17 protein-coding genes are annotated in these 21,032 nt (G+C 64.4%); 14 read left to right on the top strand and 3 right to left on the bottom strand.

The genetic code is table 11. The features are described from left to right. Positions 1–130: 130 nt before the first annotated feature. Entirely contained in the window at positions 131–1,399 is a 1,269-nt protein-coding gene (locus tag ACX4ZE_RS15000) for an IPT/TIG domain-containing protein (protein WP_480274033.1), read from the bottom strand. Between the two features lie 541 nt (positions 1,400–1,940). Here ACX4ZE_RS15000 and uraD point away from each other — a divergent pair. The 11 genes from uraD to metE all read left to right on the top strand — a co-directional run bounded on the left by uraD (position 1,941) and on the right by metE (position 16,613). Beyond that, positions 1,941–2,444, top strand: a complete 504-nt coding sequence (gene uraD / locus ACX4ZE_RS15005) for a 2-oxo-4-hydroxy-4-carboxy-5-ureidoimidazoline decarboxylase (RefSeq protein ID WP_480274051.1) — start codon at positions 1,941–1,943, stop codon at positions 2,442–2,444. Next, positions 2,441–2,758, top strand: coding sequence for a hydroxyisourate hydrolase (gene uraH, locus ACX4ZE_RS15010; protein WP_480274034.1), 318 nt, complete (start codon positions 2,441–2,443; stop codon positions 2,756–2,758). The genes uraD and uraH overlap by 4 nt, the downstream gene beginning before the upstream one ends. A gap of 7 nt (positions 2,759–2,765) precedes the next feature. Next, positions 2,766–3,671, top strand: a complete 906-nt coding sequence (pucL, locus tag ACX4ZE_RS15015) for a factor-independent urate hydroxylase (protein WP_480274035.1) — start codon at positions 2,766–2,768, stop codon at positions 3,669–3,671. Next, positions 3,659–5,029, top strand: coding sequence for an 8-oxoguanine deaminase (locus ACX4ZE_RS15020; protein WP_480274036.1), 1,371 nt, complete (start codon positions 3,659–3,661; stop codon positions 5,027–5,029). The genes pucL and ACX4ZE_RS15020 overlap by 13 nt, the downstream gene beginning before the upstream one ends. 162 nt (positions 5,030–5,191) lie before the next feature. Then, positions 5,192–6,034 carry an FAD binding domain-containing protein gene (locus ACX4ZE_RS15025; RefSeq protein WP_480274037.1) on the top strand — a complete coding sequence of 281 codons (843 nt, stop codon included), beginning with the start codon at positions 5,192–5,194 and terminating at the stop codon, positions 6,032–6,034. After that, on the top strand, positions 6,034–8,847 hold the full coding sequence (locus ACX4ZE_RS15030) for a molybdopterin-dependent oxidoreductase (protein ID WP_480274052.1): 2,814 nt from the start codon (positions 6,034–6,036) through the stop codon (positions 8,845–8,847). The genes ACX4ZE_RS15025 and ACX4ZE_RS15030 overlap by 1 nt, the downstream gene beginning before the upstream one ends. A gap of 70 nt (positions 8,848–8,917) precedes the next feature. Then, a complete protein-coding gene (locus ACX4ZE_RS15035) occupies positions 8,918–10,135 on the top strand; it encodes a DUF6986 family protein (protein ID WP_480274038.1) in 1,218 nt (405 codons plus the stop codon). A 60-nt stretch (positions 10,136–10,195) separates the two neighbouring features. Then, the gene (gene alc / locus ACX4ZE_RS15040) at positions 10,196–11,173 is read left to right on the top strand and encodes an allantoicase (RefSeq protein WP_480274039.1); all 978 of its coding nucleotides are present in this window, start codon (positions 10,196–10,198) and stop codon (positions 11,171–11,173) included. Positions 11,174–11,593: 420 nt separating this feature from the next. Further along, positions 11,594–12,880, top strand: coding sequence for an isocitrate lyase (gene aceA, locus ACX4ZE_RS15045; protein WP_480274040.1), 1,287 nt, complete (start codon positions 11,594–11,596; stop codon positions 12,878–12,880). 279 nt (positions 12,881–13,159) lie between these two features. After that, positions 13,160–14,032, top strand: coding sequence for a 3-hydroxybutyryl-CoA dehydrogenase (locus ACX4ZE_RS15050; RefSeq protein WP_480274041.1), 873 nt, complete (start codon positions 13,160–13,162; stop codon positions 14,030–14,032). Between the two features lie 274 nt (positions 14,033–14,306). Continuing rightward, the gene (metE, locus tag ACX4ZE_RS15055) at positions 14,307–16,613 is read left to right on the top strand and encodes a 5-methyltetrahydropteroyltriglutamate--homocysteine S-methyltransferase (RefSeq protein ID WP_480274042.1); all 2,307 of its coding nucleotides are present in this window, start codon (positions 14,307–14,309) and stop codon (positions 16,611–16,613) included. A gap of 262 nt (positions 16,614–16,875) precedes the next feature. On the opposite strand, the gene ACX4ZE_RS15060 is transcribed toward metE, so the two are convergent. Both ACX4ZE_RS15060 and ACX4ZE_RS15065 read right to left on the bottom strand, forming a co-directional pair. Continuing rightward, entirely contained in the window at positions 16,876–18,306 is a 1,431-nt protein-coding gene (locus ACX4ZE_RS15060; RefSeq protein ID WP_480274043.1) for an MFS transporter, read from the bottom strand. A 12-nt stretch (positions 18,307–18,318) separates the two neighbouring features. After that, positions 18,319–19,116, bottom strand: coding sequence for an acyl-CoA thioesterase (locus ACX4ZE_RS15065; protein WP_480274044.1), 798 nt, complete (start codon positions 19,114–19,116; stop codon positions 18,319–18,321). Between the two features lie 54 nt (positions 19,117–19,170). Between ACX4ZE_RS15065 and ACX4ZE_RS15070 the strand changes: the two genes are divergently transcribed. From ACX4ZE_RS15070 to ACX4ZE_RS15080, 3 genes are all read left to right on the top strand, one after another. After that, on the top strand, positions 19,171–19,680 hold the full coding sequence (locus ACX4ZE_RS15070) for a winged helix-turn-helix transcriptional regulator (RefSeq protein WP_480274045.1): 510 nt from the start codon (positions 19,171–19,173) through the stop codon (positions 19,678–19,680). A 186-nt stretch (positions 19,681–19,866) separates the two neighbouring features. Then, on the top strand, positions 19,867–20,577 hold the full coding sequence (cas5c, locus tag ACX4ZE_RS15075; protein WP_480274053.1) for a type I-C CRISPR-associated protein Cas5c: 711 nt from the start codon (positions 19,867–19,869) through the stop codon (positions 20,575–20,577). Continuing rightward, positions 20,577–21,032, top strand: a 456-nt coding sequence (locus ACX4ZE_RS15080; RefSeq protein ID WP_480274046.1) for a type I-C CRISPR-associated protein Cas8c/Csd1, incomplete at its 3' end; no start/stop codon positions are given. The genes cas5c and ACX4ZE_RS15080, both read left to right, overlap by 1 nt.

Genomic DNA, 21,032 nt, shown 5'->3' on the forward strand with positions numbered 1-21,032 from the left:
AACAGTCGACGAGTTCCTGACCGCCGAGGCTTTCCCTACCCCGTTGCACCGGCTGCGGTCCCGCTGTGGCTGGGCGGCGACGGCGCGCGGGGTATCGACCGTGCCACATAGCAGCGGTCGGGGTTGCCGCTCAAGTCGTGATCCCGAATACGTCGGTGGGACTGGTGGTGATCACGGTGGGGGTGGCAGTGCCGGTGATCGGCGCCGACAGCACCTGATCGGAGCCTGCGGCAGTAATGAACAGGGTGCTTCCGGAGGCAGTGATGTCCAAAGGGCTCGCCAGACCGGTCACCAGGGGGGTCGGTGTGCCTCCGGTGACCGGCACCGTCGACACCCGGCCTGCCACGAATTCGCAGAGATAGAGGAGGCTACCGACTCGGACGAGACCCGCGGGAAAGCTCAGGCCGGTCGCCAGCGGGGTCGGGGTGCTTCCGGATTGCAGCACCGAATACACATTGCCAGGAGCGTTATCGGTGAAGAACAACAGGCCACCGTAGGTGTATGGCAGGGAGTTGCTGGTGCCGTCCACGGAGGTGACGGTGATGTCGACGGTGTCGGTGCCTGGTGGGGCGATGGCGTTGATCTGGGTGTCGGAGACGATGGTGAAGGTGGTCGCGGTCGCCCCGAATCGTACGGTCAAGGGGCCGGTGAACCCGCTGCCGAAGATCGCCACCGTGTTGCCGCCGGATTCGGGACCGGAGATCGGGTCGAGCGCGGTGAGTACCGGCGCCGCCAGGAGGGCCGCCGAGACCGACGCAACTCCGGATTGGGTCGGCACCCCATCGGTAATCCCGAAGACGCCGGTGGGGCTGGTGGCGACCACGGTGGGGGTGGTGGTGCCGGTGATCGGCGCCGCCACCACCTGACTGGTGCCCAAGTTGGTGATGAACAGGGTGCTACCGGAGATGGTGATATCAATAGGGGCCGACAGGCCGGTCACCAGAGGGGTCGGCGTGCCGCCGCCTACTGGCACCGTCGACACCTGGCCTGCCCCGAACTCGCAGAGATAGAGGAGGCTACCGACTCGGACGAGACCCGCGGGAAAGCTCAGGCCGGTCGCCAGCGGGGTCGGGATGCCCCCGGTTCGCGGCACCGAATACACATTGCCAGGGTTGCTGCCATCGGTGAAGAACAGCAAGCCGGTGCCGCCGTAAGTGTAGGGCAGCGGATTGCTGGTGCCGTTCAGCAGTGCGGCGACGGTGACCTCGACGGTGCCGGTGCCTGGTGGGGCGATGGCATCGATCTGGGTGTCGGAGACGATGGTGAAGGTGGTCGCGGTCGCCCCGAACCGCACGGTCAGCGGCCCGGCGCCGGTGAACCCGCTGCCGAAGATCTGTACCGTGTTGCCGCCGGAGGTGGGACCGAAGCTGGGGACGAGCGAGGTGAGCACAGGCGCCATCGGAAGCCTCCGAACGTGGGAAGAGGTTGTTCTGCAATGGATGTCGAGGCAGACGCACCACCGCTTTGTCCAGTAACCCACTGGCGGTGGCGATTTCGCAACGAATTCTTGGTGGCGGTTCCGCAACGTTTCCAGGTCCGGTTCTCCGCTCGGCCCCGGATCTTCGACCGGCCGGTCCAAAAGTTGACAGTGGTTGTCCGACAGCGGGTATCGGGGACTGGATCGTGTACCCAGATAGCCAGCGAGGAATCAAAAGCCTTACTGGCCAGAGGGTTTCGACATCAGTAGCGAAACCGCCTGCGGCTATCTACGAGCCGACATCTCCTCCGCGACTTTTCACCTCACCGGACCTCTGAGCGAACTGACGGCGCGCATACGCTCGGCAACGGGGACGAACTGGTTGACGGTGGTGTGCCCGCAGCGGGACACCAGGTTCTTCGCGAGATTGTTCAACACAATATCGACGAGCAGGCTTGTAAGGGTGAATGCGATTTATGCTGCTTTGGTGGCAGACCGCGCGGTCGTATTCGATGCTGGTCTGATGACAGATCAGCTATCGGGGCTCGCGGTGTTCGACGGACTACCGAGCGCTGCGGCATATGCGGCAGTGCTCGACTGTTGCTCGTCGCCGGGTTTCGCGCGCGAGCTGATCGCAGGCCGTCCTTACGGGAGGATCGCAGCGCTGCTGGACGCTGCCGACGCGATATTGGCACGGCAACCGGAGTCCGAACTCGAACTGGCTCTTGCAGGACATCCCCGGATCGGAGACCGGCCGGGTTCTGCTGCGTCAGCGCGAGAGCAAGCCGGGGTAGCCTCGGCTGTGGAGCCGGTCCGCGCAGCGCTCGACGCGGGTAATCGGGCCTACGAGCAGCAGTTCGGGCGGATCTATCTGGTGTGCGCGACCGGTAAGTCGGCCGAGGAGCTGCTCGAGCTGCTCACCGCCCGGCTACGCAATGATATCGAGACCGAGAGGCGAGTCGTACGGACGGAACTGGCCAAGATCAACCGCATCCGGCTGCGTGCACTGCTGGGAGACCCGGCGTGAGCACGCTGAGCACCCATGTGCTGGACGCGGTGCGCGGAGCGCCCGCCGTCGGCATTTCCGTGACGCTGTATCGGCAAGCCAGGCGACTCGGCTCGGGTGAAACCGATACCGATGGCCGGATCGGGGTACTGGGCGAAGCGCTCGAACCTGGAACCTATCGATTGGTGTTCGACACCGGTGGTTATTTCGCACGCTTCGAGGTCGACACCTTCTATCCAGAGGTCGCTGTCACGTTCGCCATCACTGAACAGCGGCATCACCATGTCCCGTTGTTGTTGTCGCCGTTCGCCTACTCCACTTATCGAGGGAGCTGACCCGACTATGGAACTGTCCGGCCCGATCGTTCTTTCGGATTGCCGATACGGCAAGGCCGAGAACCGCATCGTCCGGATCTATCGGGGGGCGGCGCGACACGAGATTCGTGATCTGAACGTCTCCACGGTGTTGCGTGGTGATTTCGGCAACGCCTACACCATGGGTGATCAGGCCAACGTGCTGCCCACCGACACGCAGAAACAGACCGCCTACGCTTTTGCCAAAGAGCCACTGCTACGCACGATCGAGGACTACGGGTTGGCGCTGGCCGACCATTTCGTCACCACGATCGAGCCGGTGAGCAGTGCGCGGGTCGAGATCGACGAGTACGCCTGGCAGCGGGTCATGGTCGATGGCGTGGAGCACGACCACACCTGGGTGAGCCAGGGCGCCGAGGTGCGCACCGCGGCGATCACCATGGCCGGCGCAGGTGCCCAACGGCAGGCCTGGGTCATCGGCGGAGTCAAGGACCTGACCATCCTCAAGTCGACCGGTTCGGAGTTCGCCGACTTCTTGACTGATGATTTCACCGTGCTCGCGCCGACCCATGATCGGATGCTGGCCACCTCGTTGGTCGCGCAGTGGCGCTTCGCTTCTACCGAGGGCATCGCCTGGGACGAGGTCTATACCGGAGTGCGAGCACGGTTGGTGGAGACCTTCGCGACCCTGTACTCCAAGGCACTGCAGCAGACGCTGTTCGAGATGGGTAAGGCCGCGCTGGAGGCCTATCCGGTGCTGGCCGAAATCCGGCTCGCGGCGCCGAACAAGCACCACTTCGACTACGACCTGGCTCGGTTCGGCATCGAGAATCGTGGCGAGGTCTACCATGTCGACGATCGTCCCTACGGCTTGATCCACGCCACTGTGGCCCGTGTCGACGCACCGGAAGCAGGCCCGGCGTGGAACAGGTAACAGTTGTCGAGGGCTGTGCTGTCGCGACCGTCGATAGCCGCGGCACAGAGTATGCGAACGGCTACGTTGTTGTCCGCGACAATCGGATCGACGCGGTCGGCGCGGGCGACTCCCCGAAACCACGCGCGGGGATCGACCGCGTCAACCGTATCGACGGAAGTGGCTGCCTGCTCACCCCCGGATTGGTGAACACCCACCATCATCTCTACCAGTGGATAACCCGGGGTCTGGCTGCGGACAATACGCTGTTCGAGTGGCTTGCCACGCTGTACCCCATCTGGGCTGGTATCGATGAAGACGCGGTGCGGGTCGCGGCCACCGGTGCGCTCGCCGCACTCGCGCGCACCGGCTGCACCACCACCACAGATCATCACTATGTGTTCCCACGCGAGGGAGGTGACCTACTCGGCGCCGAGATCACCGCGGCGGCCGAGGTGGGCTTGCGGTTCCATCCCTGCCGAGGCTCGATGGACTTGGGAGAGAGCGCAGGCGGACTGCCGCCCGATCATGTAGTGGAGAGTCTCGACACCATCCTCACCGCGAGTGCCGAGGCTGTCGCGCGCTGGCATGATCCATCGTTCTGTTCGATGGTGCGGATCGCGCTGGCACCGTGTTCGCCGTTCTCGGTGACGCCGGAACTGTTGCGAGAGTCAGCGGCGCTGGCGCGCGATATCGGGGTCCGCTTGCATACTCACCTCGCCGAGACCATCGATGAACAAGACTACTGTGTACAGTCCTTCGGCTGTACGCCAGCGCAGTACATGGAGCGGCACGGTTGGCTCGGTCCAGACGTCTGGTACGCGCATGCCGTGCACCTCGACGACGGTGCGATCGGCACTATGGCAGGCACCGGCACTGGTGTGGCGCATTGCCCCACCTCGAATGCGCGGCTGGGGGCGGGCGTCGCGCGGGTCGCCGACCTGGTGCGTGCGGGTGTTCCAGTCGGACTCGGCGTCGATGGGGCGGCGAGCAACGAGGCGAGTTCCATGATCGAGGAGCCGCGTAACGCGCTGCTATGGGCGCGCAACCGGGGCGGGCCCCACGCGATGACGGTGCGTACCGCGTTGGAGCTGGCCACTATCGGCGGTGCACGGGTGCTCGGCCGCGCTGCTGAGATCGGTTCGATCGAAGTGGGCAAACTGGCGGATCTGGCGCTGTGGCGCCTGGACACGGCCGCGCACTCCGGGATCGAGGATCCGGTGGTCGCGCTGATACTCGGCTCAGCACCACCACTGGCCGCGCTGCTGGTGAACGGGCGCGAAGTGGTACGCGCCGGCGAGGTGCGCACGGTCGCCATGGATATGGTCGCCACCGAGGTAGCACGGGCGCAGGCGGCGTTGCGTGCGAAGGCCGGATGAGCGCGGCAGCCATGCGGAGCTAGGTGAAGTATCGAGCTTGTTCGAGCAGGGTGCGGGATACTTGAGCGGTGTCGGCTCGGTTGCCCCGGCGGACCGATGGGAGCGCGGCATAGCGGCGACCAACTGGTTCTACCGGGACAGGACTCAGGAACGAGGTGGCAGGTGGACCTGGACACGATCCGCGAGATAGTGGTCGCTCGGGAGCGGGCGGACCTCGGGTCGCTCGATTCATCGACCGCGGTGCTGTCCGGGGGGACATTTTTGTTCTCCGAGCCGCAGGATCAGCTGGTACGTCTGGTCGACATCACGGGTATGGGCTGGCCGGCGTTCCAGGCGGTGGACGATGGACTGGAGATCGCCGCGACGTGTACCTTGGCCGAATTTGCCGGAGCGAAGCGCGGCCATGAGCTGGGGGTATCGGTATTGCGCGAGCTGTGGCCAGGGACCGCGCTGTTCGCACCGTCCTGCCGGGCGTTGCTGGCTTCGCACAAGATCTGGCGCACCGCTACTGTCGGGGGAAATATCTGCCTCGCGTTACCTGCGGGCGCGGTGCTCGGCGCGTTGGTCGCGCTCGATGGGGTAGCGCTGGTGTGGGCGGCGGACGGGAGTGACCGGGTCATCGGATTACGAGACTTCGTTCTCGGTCCGGGACAGACTGTGCTGCGGCCGGGGGAAGTGTTGCGCTCAATTCGCCTGCCGCGGACGAGTCTGCTGGCGCACACGAGTTTCCGGAAGATCGCACTCGCTCCGCTCGGCCGTTCCGGTGCCGTGGTGATGGGGCGAAGAGAACCGGATGGACGCAGCGCGATCACCATTACCGCCGCCACGAGAACACCGGTCGTCATGGACTTCGCCATGCCACCCGGCGACCTCGAGACACAACGCGCTCTCGATGCTGTCGATACGGATTGCTGGTTCGTCGACCCACACGGTTCAACGGAGTGGCGGCAGCATGTCGCAGGGTTGCTCGCCCGCGAGGTCGCCGGAGAACTGCGGGAGGCATGATGCAATTCGAAGTGGACGGTGCCTGTGTCGAGATCGACATACGGCCAGGGCAGTGCCTGCGCACCGCATTGCGGGAAAGCGGCCACCTGGCAGTGAAGAAAGGGTGCGACACGGGTGATTGTGGGGCCTGTTCGGTGTTGATCGACGGAACAACAGTGCACTCCTGTGTATTTCCCGCCTATCGTGTCGCCGGGCGGTTGGTCACCACGGCCGCCGGTCTGGGGACGCCAGAGCATCCACATCCGGTACAGCGCCGGTTTGTCGACCATGCGGGGTTCCAATGCGGTTTTTGCACTGCGGGCATGGTCGTCACTGCCGCAGGACTCGGTTGCGGTGTAGCGGGACAGCACAGGACCGAGTCAGAACTCGCTGAATTGATGAAGGGAAACCTGTGTCGTTGTACAGGCTACTGGGCGATCCGGGCGGCGCTGGGGGAGCAGATCACCCAGACCGAGCTCACCGCTGGGGCGTCGGATCACACCGTAACCAGTGCTGGGGGCGCTGGCGCCGGGGTCGGCGCCCCCGCTGGTCTACGCATCGTCACCGGCAGGGAGCCGTTCACTCTCGATTTGCCCGCTAGCGCCGATGCGGGGGTGCCCATCGCCGAGGCCGGGCTGGGCACTGGCGAGGACGCGATCGGGCCGCCGACCGCGCCACTGCACCTCGTGGTGCTGCGGAGTCCGCATCCACATGCGCGAATCCGATCGATCGACACTGCGGCCGCCGAGGCACTGCCAGGGGTACATGCGGTGCTCACCTATGCGGACGCTCCGGAGACAGCGTTCTCGACGGCACGGCACGAGCTGCGGACCGACGATCCCGATGATACTTACGTACTCGACCGGACTGTCCGATTCGTCGGGCAGCGGGTGGCCGCGGTGGTGGCCGAGAGCGTTGCGGCCGCCCGCGCGGCCGCCCGGCTGCTGTCTGTCGATTACGAGATCCTGCCCTCGGTGTTCGAACCGGAAGAGGCGCTGCGGGTTGGTGCGCCGAAACTACATGGGGATAAACCGGATTCGGCTCGAATTGCCGATCCCGGTCGCAACTTGATCGCAGAACTGCACGGCGAGGTGGGCGACGTGGCGGCGGGGCTGGACGCGGCGGCCCAGGTGGTCCGTGGGGTGTGGCATACACCGCGAGGGCAGCATGTGCACCTGGAGACGCACGGTGGAGTCGGATGGCTGGACGAAGCGGGCAGGCTCGTTATCCGGTGCAGCACTCAGGTTCCGTATCTGGTGCGCGACGAGCTGTGCCACATTTTCGGATTGCAGCCCGAGCGGGTGCGGGTATTCGCGGCCCGAGTCGGAGGCGGATTCGGCGCGAAACAGGAGCTGCTGGTCGAGGACCTGATCACGTTGGCGGTCTTGCGGACCGGTAGGCCGGTGCAGTACGAGTTCACACGCTCGGATGAGTTCATCGCGGCGACGTCCCGTCATCCGATGCGGATCGCCGTGACGGCGGGCGCCGACGCGCATGGTGTGCTGACCGCGTTGGCTGTTGAGGTGCTCTCCGACGCGGGAGCCTACGGCAACCACAGTGCGGGCGTGTTGTTCCACAGCGTCGCCGAGACGATGGAGCTCTATCGCTGCGCCAACAAGCGAGTCAGCGCGCAAGCGGTGTACACCAACAACCTTCCTTCCGGAGCGTTCCGCGGCTACGGCCTCGGGCAAGTGCTTTTCGGCGTGGAATCGGCGCTGGACGATCTCGCACGCGAGATCGGCGTGGACCCGTTCGAATTCCGGCGCCGCAATGTCGTGGTGCCAGGTGATCTGTTCGTCGGTGCCAAAGTGCACGATGACGACTTGATTTTCGGCAGTTATGGTTTGGACCAGTGCCTCGACCTCACCGAGCGGATACTGCTGCGCGGCAACGATGTGCGCCCGCCCGGACCGGAGTGGCGAGTCGGCACCGGTATGGCGGCTGCGATGAAGGCGACCATCCCACCGCGCGGACACCGGTCGGCGGCGACGGCGTCACTATTGTCCGACGGACGCTACGAGATACGAGTAGGCACCGCGGAATTCGGTAATGGTGCCACAACGTCGCACGTACAGCTCGCGGCCACCGCACTGGACACCGATGTATCCCGCGTGGTGATCCGCCATGCCGACACCGACTCGGCAGGGCACGACACCGGCACATTCGGTTCCACTGGTGTCGTGGTCGCGGGCAATGCGGTCTATGCGGCCGCATGCGCCCTGCGCGATCTCCTGCTGGCCAGAGCGGCGGAACTGTCGGGAGTTCCGGAGCGGGCCTGCGCACTGCAGGAGGATGGCGTGCGCTGCGGCACCCGGTTGCTCAGCGCGACCGAGTTGTTGGCAGGCGGTGATCTCATCGCGCACGGTGAGCATGGGGGCAGTCCTAGATCGGTGTGTTTCAATGTGCATGCCTTCCGTGTTGCCGTGCATCCCGACACTGGTACGGTCCGTATCCTGCAGTCGGTCCAGGTCGTCGACGCGGGTACGATGCTCAACCCGGTGCAGTGCCTCGGGCAGGTGGAAGGCGGTATCGCACAGGCGATAGGTACGGCGCTGTACGAGGACATGCGCAGCACTGGAGGTGTGGTGCTTGCTCAAAGTTTGCGTCAGTACCATGTGCCGCAATTCGCCGATATTCCGCGCACCGAGGTGCACTTCGCCGAGACTTCCGACGTACTGGGGCCGTTGGGTGCCAAGTCGTTAGGCGAGCCGCCGTACAACCCGATCGCGCCCGCGCTGGCCAATGCGATCCGTGACGCGGTCGGTGTACGCCTTTTCCGATTGCCGATGTCCGCGGACCGGATCTGGGCGGCGTTACATAAGCAGGAGGTGTGATGAGGGACTATCGTGTAGTTTCTTGCTCCACCGAACGGATTCGAGCGTCCCGCGGCAGGCTGGGGCCGCGATGATCAAGGTACCCGAGCACGTCCGCGCGCGGATCGAAGCGATGCTCGACAAGGTAGATGCAGAGCTGCGCCACCGATATCAAGAGCCGGATGACCGGGTCCAGCCGATTCACACTGTATATGTCCCGGCTGATCGGGTGGCCGAGGAAACTCCCGCCGAATGGGGGGCGGACGCGGTCGAGCTGCTCGACCGCCACCATGATCTGCTGACCGCGCTCGACCGGACCGGTGCGTTGCCCGATGTGCGCCAGCGGCTGTGCCGAGACCCGGTCCAAGATCTGCGCATCGACTTCGAGGACGGCTATGGCCTGCGCTCCGATGCTGAGGAGGACCGTGCGGCTACGGCGGCGGGTACAGTGCTCGCGACCTGGTCCCGCCGCTGTGATGGCTTGGTAGGCAGCGGAATCCGGATAAAGGGTTTGGCGAGTGGTGAGCGTCGTCGTGCGCTGCGCACCCTCGATCTGGTGTTGGAGAGTGCGGGCGGGGTACCACGCGGATTTGTCTTCACTGTTCCGAAAATTCGTTCCGCGCAGCAGGTTCCCGCGTTGGTGCAATTGTGCGCCGGATTCGAACGCGGCTATGGCATCGCTGAAGGAAGTCTGCGCTTCGAGCTGCAGATCGAGAGTCCGCAGGCGATTCTTGCGGCAGACGGCTCCGTACCGGTCGCCGCAATGCCAGTACTAGCCGAAGGGCGATGCAGTGCCATGCATTTCGGCACTTATGACTACACCGCGGCGTGTGGTGTCGCCGCGGAGGATCAGGCACTGGATCATCCGGCCGCCGACTATGCAAAGGCGGTCATGCAGATCGCGACCGCGCAGACCGGGATATGGGTGTGCGATGGCTCTACCCGGATCGTGCCGGATTCCGATGCGGAGGCCGCGCTGCGTAACCACTACCGTCTGGTCACCCGAGCGCTGCGGCGCGGCTATTACCAGGGCTGGGACATGCACCCAGGGCACTTGATCACGCGTTGGCTGGCTACGTATGACTTCTTCCGCCGAGCGATCGATGTGGCGGTGCCGCGGCTGCGCAACTATCTGGCCCGGCGTAGCGGTGACGCCATCGACGAGCCTGCCACCGCGGAAGCATTGGCCGCCACCGTGCTGCGCGGGATCGGTTGCGGTGCTCGTCCGGACACGGGTGCGCCGGAGCTGTCCGAGTCGGTCCTGCACGCACTTGTGGCGCGTGTGCCGCTTCCAGAGGCAGCGCCGTGATCGGTCATCCGCACATCGCGGTTTCCGGCGACGTGCGATTCCGGCTGTACGGGAGGTGCGATGCGCGATCAGGCTGCGGACGAAGAATTCGCCCTGCTGCCGGACCTGGCTGTCCGGCGGCTCGGCGGTTCGGTGATTTGGGCCGATGACGAATTCTTCGCGGCGAAGGAGAATTTGATCAATCCAGGACCTGCCGTGTACCAGCCTTCCAGCTTCGGGCACAGAGGCCAGAACTATGACGGCTGGGAGAGCCGCAGGCGTCGTGGACAGCCCGGCGACGACTCCGCGATCGTGCGGCTGGGCGTACCGGGCGTGATCCGTGGGATCGTGGTCGATACCGCGTGGTTCACTGGTAACTCCCCGCCCGCGGTCTCGGTATCGGTGCTGGAGCTGACGGGCTATCCGCCTGCGGTGGACATCGCCGTGCGTGATGGCTGGGTGACCCTGATCGATCGCGCACCGGTCGCCGGCGATCACCGCAATGTATTTCTCATCGAGAACGAGCAACGTTGGACACACGTGAGGTTGACCATGCATCCGGACGGCGGTGTGGCCAGGCTGCGCGTGCATGGCGAGGCGCGGCCTGATCGGCGACTGCTCGGGCTCGGACCGCTGGATCTGGCCGCGTTGGAGAACGGCGCACTGGTGCTCGACTGTTCCAATCGCTTCTACAGCTCACCCGACCAACTGCTTTACCCCGGTCCGGCCCGGTCGATGGGGGAGGGCTGGGAGACCGCTCGCCGCAGGGACGAGGGCAACGACTGGGTACGCATCCGCCTGGCCGGACCTGGTCTGATCCGGCTCGCCGAGCTGGACACTTCCTATTTTCTCGGTAACAGCCCCACTGCGGCTCGGCTCACTGGCTGCACCGACGAAGGCACCGAGGTGGAGTTGTTGCCGCGTACCGCGCTGCAACCCGATACCAGGCACCGGTTCCTGATCGCGCCGATGACCGTATCAGTGGAAGAGGTCCGTTTGGACATCTATCCCGACGGCGGGCTGGCGCGACTGCGCTTATACGGGGAGTTCGCTGTATGAACACAGACGGTCGGGATTCCTCGGCCGCAGCTCGATTCCGTGTTCGGTCGCGGCATCAAGTGGTGCGGGACACAGCAGGATTGTGAATGTGCTCACAAGGCGGAGCTGATGGGTGCGCCATCGGTGGTCGGGCACCCGATTGCTAGCAGTACGAGCGTTACGTTAAAATTGCATGTCAGGGCTACTGGCTAGTAGTTTTCGCCGGTGCAATCCAATGGCAAATTTTGCAAAATTAGCAAATAGCAGTGGAAACCTAGCTCATATTCACAATAGTGACAGGTAGACGCCACTTTCTTCATATGCGATTGTGTTGAAGTACACCCCAAGGGCCTAGCAAGCCTGCAAAGTGCCGCTTCAGCAGTTCGAGTTGCTCACAACCCGGCCGCGCGGCATGGACCGAACGAAGAAGTGGAGTCACAGATGTCGACCACCGGCACCCCGAGGACCGCCGCGGAAATCCAGAAGGATTGGGATACCAACCCTCGTTGGAAGGGCGTTACTCGTAACTACACCGCGGAGCAGGTGTCGAAGCTGCAGGGCACCGTCCTCGAAGAGGCCACCCTTGCTCGCCGCGGCTCGGAGATCCTGTGGGATCTCGTCAACAACGAGGACTACATCAACTCCCTCGGCGCCCTCACCGGCAACATGGCGGTCCAGCAGGTCCGGGCCGGCCTCAAGGCCATCTATCTGTCGGGCTGGCAGGTCGCCGGTGACGCGAACTTGTCCGGGCACACCTACCCAGACCAGTCGTTGTACCCGGCCAACTCGGTTCCGGCTGTGGTCCGTCGCATCAACAACGCGCTGCTGCGTGCCGACGAGATCGCCAAGGTCGAGGGCGACACCGCCGTGTCCAACTGGCTGGCGCCGATCGTCGCCGACGCCGAGGCCGGCTTCGGTGGCGCGCTGAACGCCTACGAGCTGCAGAAGGCCATGATCGCCGCCGGTGCCGCCGGTGTGCACTGGGAGGACCAGCTCGCTTCCGAGAAGAAGTGCGGCCACCTGGGCGGCAAGGTGCTGATCCCGACCCAGCAGCACATCCGTACCCTGACCTCCGCTCGGCTGGCTGCCGACGTCGCCGACGTCCCGTCAGTGATCATCGCCCGCACCGACGCCGAGGCCGCCACCCTGATCACCTCCGACGTGGACGAGCGTGACCGCGAGTTCCTGGATGGCACCCGCACCGCCGAAGGCTTCTACGGTGTCAAGAACGGCATCGAGCCCTGCATCGCGCGCGCCAAGGCCTACGCGCCCTACGCCGACCTGATCTGGATGGAGACCGGCACTCCGGACCTGGAACTGGCCAAGAAGTTCTCCGAGGCCGTGCGCAGCGAGTTCCCGGACCAGCTGTTGGCCTACAACTGCTCGCCGTCGTTCAACTGGAAGGCGCATCTGGACGACGCGACCATCGCGAAGTTCCAGAAGGAGCTGGGCGCGATGGGCTTCAAGTTCCAGTTCATCACCCTGGCCGGCTTCCACTCGCTCAACTACGGCATGTACGACCTGGCCTACGGCTACGCCCGTGAGGGCATGACCGCCTACGTCGACTTGCAGGAGCGCGAGTTCGCCGCCGAGGCGCGTGGCTACACCGCCACCAAGCACCAGCGCGAGGTCGGCGCGGGCTACTTCGACCTGATCGCGACCACTGTCGACCCGAACACCTCGACGGCCGCCCTCAAGGGCTCCACCGAAGAGGGGCAGTTCCACTGAGTCCGATGGCCTCGGGTGTCGGTAATCGCGGAAGCGACGAATCGGCGACTCGAGGTCGTATCCGGTGCTCGTCAGGGAAAGGGGTTCCCGACGTGAATACCGACAATCCTCTACTTCGGTAGGGGTGTACTGCCCTCCTCGCCGAACAGCCCCGGCGGGGAGGGCATCCCTCTACCTTGGACCCCTATACCTTGGACCATCGAAGGGTTCGTTCGCACCGGATCGACCCCTTCACCACAAAGCCACCCGACAGCCAGACAAACTCAGCAGGAGCGGGACGTGAGCAGCGAAAAGATCCAACGCGTCGGTGTTATCGGCGCCGGCCAGATGGGCGCCGGAATCGCGGAGGTGTGTGCCAGGGCGCACGTCGACGTACTGGTGTACGAGCAGACCAGGGAACTGGCCGCGGCGGGCCGCGCCCGTATCCTGCGCTCGCTCGATCGCGGGGTGAGTAGCGGCAAGATCACCGAGCGGGAGCGCGAACAGGCCGCCTGGCGGCTGCGGTTCACCTCCGATCTCGGTGACTTCGCCGACCGCCAGCTGGTAGTGGAGGCGGTGTTGGAGGACGAAAAAGTGAAGACGAGTATCTTCGCCGAACTCGACAAGGTCGTCACCGACCCCTCCGCCGTGCTGGCCTCCAATACGTCCTCCATTCCGATCATGAAGATCGCGGTCGCCACGGCGAATCCGGAGCGCGTGGTCGGCATGCACTTCTTCAACCCGGTTCCGGTGCTGCCGCTGGTCGAGCTGGTCACCACGCTCAAGACCAGCGAGTCGGTCGCCGCGCGGGCTGAGGTATTCGCAGGCGATGTGCTCGGCAAACAGGTCGTGCGCTCCGCCGACCGCTCCGGTTTCGTGGTCAACGCGCTGTTGGTGCCGTACCTGCTGTCGGCCATTCGCATGGTCGAATCAGGTTTCGCCACCAAAGAAGACGTCGACAAGGCGATGGTGCTCGGCTGCGCCCACCCGATGGGCCCGCTTGCGCTGACCGACCTAGTCGGTCTCGACACTGTGAAATCGATCGCCGACTCGATGTACGAGGAGTTCAAGGAGCCGCTGTACTCGGCTCCGCCGCTGCTCATGCGCATGGTCGAAGCCGGATTGCTGGGTAAGAAGACCGGCGCGGGCTTCTACCAGTACAACAACCGCTGATACGTCGCGCCTGGAATGCGGTAGTTCGCTGTTTCAGGCGATGCGTTGGATTCAGCTCGGCGCTCAGGTTGATCGGTACTCCGACAGTCTGATCTTTGCCCGCCCACCTGCCGGGCACGAGAATCCATCTATAAGAATGTTGTGGTAGGTGCCTCTACCCTCCCGGTCTCGTCGGGTACGAGTCTCGTCCATTCGACCGCGAGCCTTCGAGGGATGGCGAACACGCGGTGCCGTAGGCACCGCAAAACCAACACAGCAAGGGAGTATCCCGCTCATGGTGAACGTGACCGACGGCTATGGGTCGAGCATCCTGGGTTATCCCAGGATCGGGCCGCACCGCGAGCTCAAGCGGTCCCTGGAAGCCTACTGGCGCGGGACGATAGAGCGTGAAGAACTACTGGCGGTCGGCCGTGAGATTCAGGAGAACCAGTTCAGCGAGCTGGCCGCCACCGGTCTGACCCAGGTGCCGGGTAATACTTTCTCGTTCTATGACCACGTGCTGGACAATGCGCTGTTGTTCGGTGCTGTGCCTAAGCGGTTCCGGCCATACCGAGACGGAATGCACCCGCTGGATTTCTACTTCCTGATGGCGCGCGGTAGGCCGGACCTGCCGCCGCTGGAGCTGGTCCGGTACTTCGGCACGAACTACCACTACCGCCAGCCGGAGCTGGCCACCGACACCGAGTTCTCGCTGCACCCCGAGGCCCTGCTCGACGAATTCGATCGGGCGAAGGCACGTGATATCGAACTGAGGCCGGTGGTGTTGGGACCGGTATCGTTGTTGCTGCTGTCCAAGTCGGGGCATGTGCCCGGTGAGTCCGGCGGCTTCGACACGCTGAGTCTGCTGGACAAGCTGCTGCCGGTTTACGAGGAGCTGTTCGAAGTCCTCGCCAAGCGCGGCTCCACGTGTGTGCAGTTGGACGAACCCATGTTCACCAGCGAGCGCACAGCGCAGGAGCTGGCCGCGTTCGAGGCCGCCTATCACCGGTTGGCCAAGGCACCGCTGCGTCCGCGCATCCTGGTCACTGGCCAGTATGGCGATTTCGGCGAGGCACTGGCCATCCTCGCAGCCACCAATGTCGAGGCGATCGGCCTGGATCTGGCGAGCCATCGGATGCGGCCGGAGGATCTGGCGAAGATCCCAGGTATCCGGCGCAAGCGCTTGTACGCGGGTGTGATCAGTGGCCGCAACGTGTGGCGCGCCGACCGCTACGTGACGTTGGAGTATCTCAACGAGCTCGCCGCAGTATGCCCGGACCTGGTCGTCTCAACCGGTACCACGCTGCTGCACGTGCCCTACGACCTGCTCATCGAGTACGATATCGCAGGCCATGTCGCCGATCGACTCGCTTTCGCGAAACAGAAGGTAGGCGAAGTGGTCTCACTGGCCAAGGCGCTCACCGAGGGACCGTCGGAGAAGTGGCGCAAGCGACCGACCGAGGTGCATTTCAAGCAGAAGCACGCGGTGCGGCAACGGGTTTACGCGATCACTCCGGAGATGCGCGCGCGCGAGCCGTACGAGGAGCGCAGGCAAGCGCAGCAACGCAAGCTGAACTTGCCGCCGGTGCCCGCGACGACGCTCGGTTCCTTCCCACAGACAACGCGGATCCGCCAGGCGCGCTATGACCTCGGCCAGGGCCGATTGTCCTACGAGGAGTACCGCAAGCGGATCGAGGCCGAGATCGAGGCGACGATCCGGTTGCAGGAGGACATCGGTCTGGATGTGCTGGTGCACGGCGAGCACGAGCGCAACGACATGATTCAGTATTTCGCCGAGTTGCTCGACGGCTTCGCGACCACCCATTTCGGCTGGGTGCAGGTGTACGGGTCCCGCTGTGTGCGACCGCCGATCCTCTACGGTGATGTATCGCGACCCGCGCCGATGTCGGTGGAGTGGATCACTTATGCGCAGTCGCTCACCGATAAGCCGGTCAAAGGCATGGTTACCGGACCGGTCACTATGATTGCCCGATCGTTCGTTCGGCAGGACCAGCCGCTGCACGAAACCGCCGACCAGGTGGCATTGGCGATCCGGGACGAGGTGGTGGACCTGGAGAAGGCGGGCATCTCGATCATCCAGGTCGATGAGCCCGCGATCCGGGAGATGTTGCCGCTGCGCCCAACGGGCAGGGCGGAGTATCTGCGCTGGGCGATCGGCGCGTTCCGGCTGGCCACTTCCGGTGTGCGGGCCGAAACCCAGATCCATACGCATATCGGGTATTCCGGCCGCGCCGAGGTAGTCGAGGCGATCGAGGAACTCGACGCCGATGTCACCGCTATTGTGGCTACTCGTTCCATCGAGTGGGTGCTGCGGGCACTGGACGAAGACTGCGCCTCTGGGTATGGGCTCAGCCATGGCGTGGGACCCGGTGTGTACGAGAGCCGGTCCGCGCGCATCCCGGACATCGACGAGTTGGACGAATTGCTCACTTCGGCAGCGCAAGCGGTGACTCCGCAGCGGTTGTGGGCCAATCCGGACGGTGGCTTGAAGACTCGTCATTACTGGCAGCTCGACCCGTCGTTGCGCAATATGGTCGCCGCGGCACGCCGTATCCGCAGGCGGATCGAATCCACTGAGTAAGCCAAGGCCGGTTCAAGCTATGAAGGCAACAGCGACTGGCCGGATTCACTACACCCTGCGCAGGTCCGGATCGCTCGCCCGACCGACTCGATGAGGTAGTGCGGTTCTATATCGAAGGTCTCGGCCTGCGTGAGTCGGATCGATTCGTCGACCACGCAGGCTCTGGTCGGTCTCCCCGGTGCCGGATACCACTTGGAGTGCATCACGCATGCGGACGGCAGCCTCGGTGCCGCGCCGAAGCCGAGAATTCGCCTGTGGCTGATCAGACAGTGGCTGTCTCGGTGACCGGAACTGGTTGCGCGGCAGCCGGTTGCGACATCCGGGTGGCCATACCGATCAAACCTGCGAGCACGGCGACCACGGCTGTCACATACCACCCGAGCCGGAAGGCGTCGAGCGTCGCCTCCAGGCTTGCGGGCGAGCCGAGCACCGCGATGAGGACCGCGACGCCGATAGCTAGCCCGATTTGGCGTGCCATACTCAAAACCGCTGATCCAGTGGCGAATCGATGGGGTGGCAATCCGCTGGTTCCCGCCGCGAAGGCGGTCGGCAGCGTCAGTCCGACACCGATGCCACTGATCACCATGCCGCCCAGTAGTCCACCGACATAGTCGGGTTGCACGGTGACCGCCTGTGCCCACCACAGCATGCCCGCGCCGAAAGCGAACCCGCCTGCCGCGATGACCATCCCAGCGCCGATTCTCTCGATCAGGCGTCCCGCCAGGATCGCCACCATCGGAACTATCAGCGGGCCCGGCGCGATGGCCAGGCCGGTGCGCAATGCCGACCAGTCCCAGACATGCTGCGTCCACAACACCGCCGACAACAGCATCGCGCCGAAAGCGACATTGAACAACACCGCATTGGCGCTCATCAGTGCGAAATTGGGGGCGCGCAATAGCTCGGGGTCGACCACCGGACTGTGGTGGCGGGCAGAGGAGACGATGAACGCGACCGTCAGAATCGCCGCGGCAGCGAAGGCCAGCAGCACCCCGGACGCTGCCCAGCCCCAGTCCTCACCCTTGACCAGCCCGAATACCAGCGAGGCGATCGCGCCGACCAGCAGCGCCGCACCTGCCAGATCGGGCAGCCTGCCTGCGTCGCCCGGTGGGTCGGGCAGCATCCGCAGTCCCACGACTACGGCGACCAGTCCGATCGGAACGTTCACCAGGAACACCCAGCGCCAGTCGAATTGAACAAGAATGCCGCCGATTACCGGCCCGAGCGCCGCGCCGAGCCCGCCGAACGCAACCCACAGCCGCACCGCCATTGCACGTTGCCTCGGAGGGCTTGCTGCTAGCACAAGGCCGAGCGACGCGGGAGTCAGCAAGGCGGCACCGACAGCCTGGATCACACGGAACACTACCAACGAACCGACATCCCACGCGGCCGCGCACAATGCCGATCCGACGACGAACACCGCGAGCCCGGTCAGAAAAGTGATGCGGATGCTGCTGCGATCACCGAGCCGCCCTGCTGGTACCAATAGGGCGGCGAACACAATGGCATAAGCGTTGAGTATCCAGGACAGTTCGGAGAGCTTCGCTCCGGCGAATTCGGCGGATATATCCGGCAGGGCGACGTTGACAATGAACAAATCCAGGCTCGACAAGAGTACGCCGACCGAGATGACGGCGAGCATGCCCCGGAAGTCGGAGGCAGGCCGGATAGCCCTTCTAGCAGGGGAATTCACAATCATCTCCTTTCAGCCGAGTACGCGGCGGGTTTGCCGGGCCGAGGCGAGCAGGCGCCTGTCCTGGTTCCAGATCGAGATATCGTCCACCGACCACCCACCGCCGGTCGAAGCGTTCGTAGCCTGTACCAACACCGGCTGGTGTCCAACTGGCTCGCCGTGCAGATACATCGACTGCGCTACCGTGGGGACCGCGACAGGTGCGCGCAGCGTGGGGAATATAGCGGGAGCTAGAGCGTCGGCGAGGATGGCGAGGGTCGCCGCATCTGTCGGCAGTTCGGGAGCCAGGGTGATCCACGCGCACATCATGCGTTCGTCCGCGCCGCTGAGCGGCAGTGGTCCTGCGGCGGGTCGGATATCCAGATGAATTCCTACCGGCACGATCTCTGGTGGCATGACGAACTTCGCGCATGCTTCGGGACCAGGAACCTCCGGCGCGGGGCGGCCTGCGTAGTCGTCGACGCTTGTCGCCACTGTGCGACCGAGCGTGATGGACGCCGCGGCGACCGGGCTGCCGTCTTGGTCGGCTCGCACGTCCAGTACTGCGGTGCTGCGGCCGACGGTGCTGCCGGTCGCACGAAAAGTCAGTGACCCTTCCCTGGGGCGGCCGAGGAAGCGCAGATCTGTAGCGCGCACCGGCAGCTGTTCGGTAGCTGCTCGGCGTGCGACCTCGATGGACAGGGCGGCGATCACACCGCCGTGTGGTCCGGTCCAGCCACGCCAGGTTTGGTCGATCTGTGCTCGCCAACCATCACCGAACCTGGTCAGCCCGAATTCTTCGGCGAGCGTCCACGTAGTAAGTTGCTTCACAGAACTGACTTTAAATTAGTTGGTTTTATTAAGCAACTAAGTATGCTGGCAAGTATGCGCAGGACGAGTTTCGAGGACATGAACTGCTCCCTGGCCCAGTGCCTCGAGGTGGTCGGAGAGTGGTGGACGCTGCTGATCGTGCGCGATGCGCTGTTCGGTGTGACGCGCTTCGACGACTTCCGCGCCCGCCTCGGCATAGCGCGCAATGTGTTGACCCAGCGGCTGGCGCATCTGGTCGACCACGGCGTGCTTACCCGAGAGCCCTACCAGGACAACCCGGTGCGCTACGACTACCGGCTGACCCCGAAGGGCCGTTCACTGTGGCTGGTCGTCACGGCAATGCGGCAATGGGGTGATGAATGGGTAGCCCCGGACGGTCCCCCGGTGCGGTCACTGCACACCGGTTGCGAACACCTGATGACCGTTGAGCCGGTGTGCTCCGAATGCGGAGAGCGGGTCGGCCCCCGCGAACTGCGTATGGTTCCAGGACCCGGCGCCAAGGACTCATCGCTCATCCCGTCTCAGGGATCGCAACTCGTGGCACGGCACCAGACATGGCGTTGAGCCGCGGCGAATCGTGTAGCTGTGCGCGTGCTAGGCCATGTGACGGGCGGTGCAGGAATCGAATTCACTGTCTGTGCAGCAGCCCCATCCGATAGTCGTGTGCGATGCGATATCGGCGGGGCGATACGGCATACATACTGGTAACGCCCCATCCACCGCGCTCATCTGATAATTGTGTCGGTGGTCATGTGCATGATGTGGCACTGCACCCCTGAGGGGATCGTGTCGGGGGTATGGGTGCTCATCATTTTGTTCTTGATCGGAGGGTGGACGATGTCATTGGTGGTGCAGGTGTGGGGGCAGGGTGCGTGTTTCACACAGCCAGGGTTGTCGGCGGAGCGGGTGAGTTATCCGGTGATGACGCCGACCGCGGCGATAGGGGTGCTCAAGGCGGTGTACTGGAAGCCGGAGTTCGAGTACCGGGTGGAGCGCATCGAGGTGTTGGCCCCGGTCAAGCAGTTCACGTTGCGCCGCAACGAGACCACTGCTGTGGTGTCGTTGGCCGACGCGGTGTCCGGTCAGCGCCGGGTCGATACGGCAGCGCATCGTACGCAACGAAACACGTTGTGCCTGAAAGATGTTGCATACCGTATTCATGCGCAGCTCGATCGATCTCCGCATGCGGACAAGCCGGAGGCGGCGTACCGGGATCAATTCCGGCGCCGCGTGGATAAGGGACAGTGTTTCTCCCAGCCGTTCCTGGGGACCAGGGAGTTCCCGGCATACTTCGGCGGGCCGGACGGCAAGCCTGCGATCGGGATGTCTGCCGAGCTGGGGGTGATGCTGCACAGTATCGACTACACGGTGGTTCCGCGGCGCTCTCGCTGGTTTCAGGCGAAGCTGGTCTCCGGTGTGATGGAGGTGCCCCGGTTCGGGCTGACCGAGGAGCAGCTCTGATGCTACTGACACGATTGACCGATTTCGCTGCGGCGAATCGTGGCGGCGTGCCAGCGTTTCATCAGGATCGGGAATTTCGATGGAACCTCAACATCGACACCGACGCGGCCGGTGCGATTGTGAAGGTGGCGTTGTTACCGCTGCGGAGCCCGGACAAACCCAAGCGTGGCGTGGTGCATATGGTTCCGGATTTGACGCGGACGACGGATGCATCAGCGAAACTGGCCAGCGACGATGTGCAATATGTTTTCGGGCGTAGCGACGAGAAAGCCAAAACCGAGTGGGCGCGGCAGTGCCATGAGGCATTCGTCGACCTGGTGGGCCAGTGGGCGGATTCGGTCGACCCCGAGGATGATCGTGTGCCGCATGTGCTGCGCCGGTTTTATCGGGACGGCTGGCTGGCCGAAGTCGGAGACGCCGGGGATTTGGCAGCCAAGGACGGTGTGTTGGTTACC

The sequence above is a fragment of the Nocardia sp. TBRC8007 genome, from assembly GCF_056629435.1.